This is a genomic window from Albidovulum sp., assembly GCF_049646345.1.
GTDB lineage: Bacteria > Pseudomonadota > Alphaproteobacteria > Rhodobacterales > Rhodobacteraceae > Albidovulum.
Genome location: NZ_JBARVQ010000475.1, coordinates 1 through 1971, shown reverse-complemented (window position 1 = coordinate 1971; position 1971 = coordinate 1). Strand labels below are relative to the sequence as shown.

General features: G+C 66.6%; 3 protein-coding genes. All 3 read left to right on the top strand.

Going from position 1 to position 1971, the window contains the following annotated elements:
• A partial coding sequence (locus WBB85_RS11905; RefSeq protein WP_432638828.1) for an SIS domain-containing protein occupies positions 1–381 on the top strand: 381 nt, incomplete at its 5' end.
• Positions 382–424: 43 nt separating this feature from the next.
• The gene (locus tag WBB85_RS11900; protein WP_432638827.1) at positions 425–1678 is read left to right on the top strand and encodes an NAD(P)/FAD-dependent oxidoreductase; all 1254 of its coding nucleotides are present in this window, start codon (positions 425–427) and stop codon (positions 1676–1678) included.
• Positions 1675–1971: PfkB family carbohydrate kinase (locus WBB85_RS11895; protein WP_432638826.1), on the top strand; the 297-nt coding region annotated here is incomplete at its 3' end. The genes WBB85_RS11900 and WBB85_RS11895, both read left to right, overlap by 4 nt.

The following is a 1971-nucleotide window of genomic DNA, read 5'->3' as shown; positions in this document are numbered from 1 at the left end:
GCCTGGCCCGAGGCCTATTACTACGGCATGTGCATCCTCGAAGAGATGCAGTGGATCCGCACCCGACCGGTCCATGCCTCGGACTTCTTCCACGGCACGCTGGAACTGGTGGAGAAGGGCGTCTCGGTCGTGGTCTTTGCAGGCGAGGATGAAACCCGCCCGCTGACCGACCGCGTGATCGCCTTTGCCAAGGGCTACACCGACAAGCTGACCGTGCTGGATACCCGCGATCTTGCGACCACCGGCCTGTCGTCCGATCTGCGGGCGATGTTGGCTCCGGCGCTTCTCGCAACCGTGCTGGAGCGGCTTTCAGCGCATCTTGAGGTGATGCGCGATCACCCCCTGGTGACCCGGCGCTACTACAAACGCGTGGCCTACTGAGATGTTCGCCGGGTTCAGCGACACCCCCTTGTGGCGGGCCGAGATGGCCTTGCCACAGGTCCCCGCCGCGACGGTCGAGCCGCGCGAGGATGTGCTGGTGGTGGGATCAGGCTTCACCGGCCTCTACACCGCGCTGCATCTGGCGCGGGGCGGACGGCAGGTCGTGGTCTGCGATGCGGGCGAGATCGGTTGGGGCTGCTCCACCCGGAACGGCGGGCAGGTGTCGTCCGAGATGAAGCCGGACCTCGATGACTTCATCGGGAGATATGGCGAGGACCGCGCACGGGCCATCCTTTCGACCGGGATCGAAGCCCACCGCCACCTGCGCCAGTTCGTGGCCGAAGAGGGCATCGCCTGCAACTACAGCATCTGCGGACATTTCATCGGCGCCCACCGGCCCGACCGGATGGAAGGCCTGCGCCATTTCCTGCGCCAGAACGCGCGGCTGGGGGTCGAGGGTGAGGAAATCCCGAAAGGTCGGGTGTCCGACTTCGTCGCCTCGCCGCAATTTCACGGCGGAGTGCATTTGCCCGACTGGGCCAGCCTGCACCCCGGTCGCCTGGTGGCCGAGCTGGTGCGGCTTTGCCTTGCGGCGGGCGTCCGCTTCGTGCCGCACTGCAGGGTGTCGCGGATCGAGGATCATGTCGATCATATCACTTGTCTGGCCGGGCAACGCGCCGTGCGCCCCGCGCATCTGGTGATGGCGACCGACGGCTATACCGACGGCGCGTCAAAGTGGGTGCGGCGGCGGGTGGTCTCGCTGGCCTCGGTGGTGACGGCGACCGAAGCGATGGACCCTGCCAAGGTCCAAGCGCTCTATCCCCGCGCCTCGATGGTCTATGACACGCGGATGAACGTGACCTATCACCGACCCTCGCCCGATGGCGACCGGGTGGTGATCGGCACCGTGGTTCCGGTGAACGTGAGCAACGTTGCCGCCTGCCTGCCGCGTGTGCGCCGCAACATCCTGCGGCTGTTCCCGCAGCTGGAGGGCGTGAAGATCGCGCATGTCTGGACCGGCTTTGTCGGCGCCACGTTCAGCCACCTGCCGCATGTCGGGCTGCACGGCCGTATGGGTTATGCCATCGGTTACAACGGCACCGGCGTCGCCATGTCGTCCTACCTTGGGATGAAGCTGGCGCAGAAGATGCTGGGCAAGGGCGGCGAGACCGCGCTTGACGGGCTGGAGCTGGAAACACGCCCCTTCTTTCACGGCCAGACCTGGTATCGCCGTCCCGTCCTCGCCTTGCATGACCTGAAGGACAACATGGCCTCGCGCGGGGCGACGATCGGATGACCGCGTTCGACCTGATAGCCCTTGGCGACAACTGCATCGACCGGCTGACCGGTGCGGTCACGGCTGATCTGGTGGGTGGCAATGCCGTCAACGTCGCGGTGCAGACGGCCATGCTTGGCCTGAGCACGGCCTATTGCGGGACCGTGGGGCCGACAGGAGAGGCCGATGCCGACCGGGTGCTGGCCGCGCTGACCGCAAAGGGGGTGGACGTCGCGTTGGTGGATCGACGTGCGCTCGCGACCTCGGTCACCTGCCTGAACGTGGCGGCGGACGGCAACCGGACCATCCTGACC

What these genes read in the sequence shown, in the direction of transcription:
- WBB85_RS11900 (WP_432638827.1), top strand. Translation starts at nt 425, where the DNA reads ATGGCCTTGCCACAGGTCCCCGCCGCGACGGTCGAGCCGCGCGAGGAT.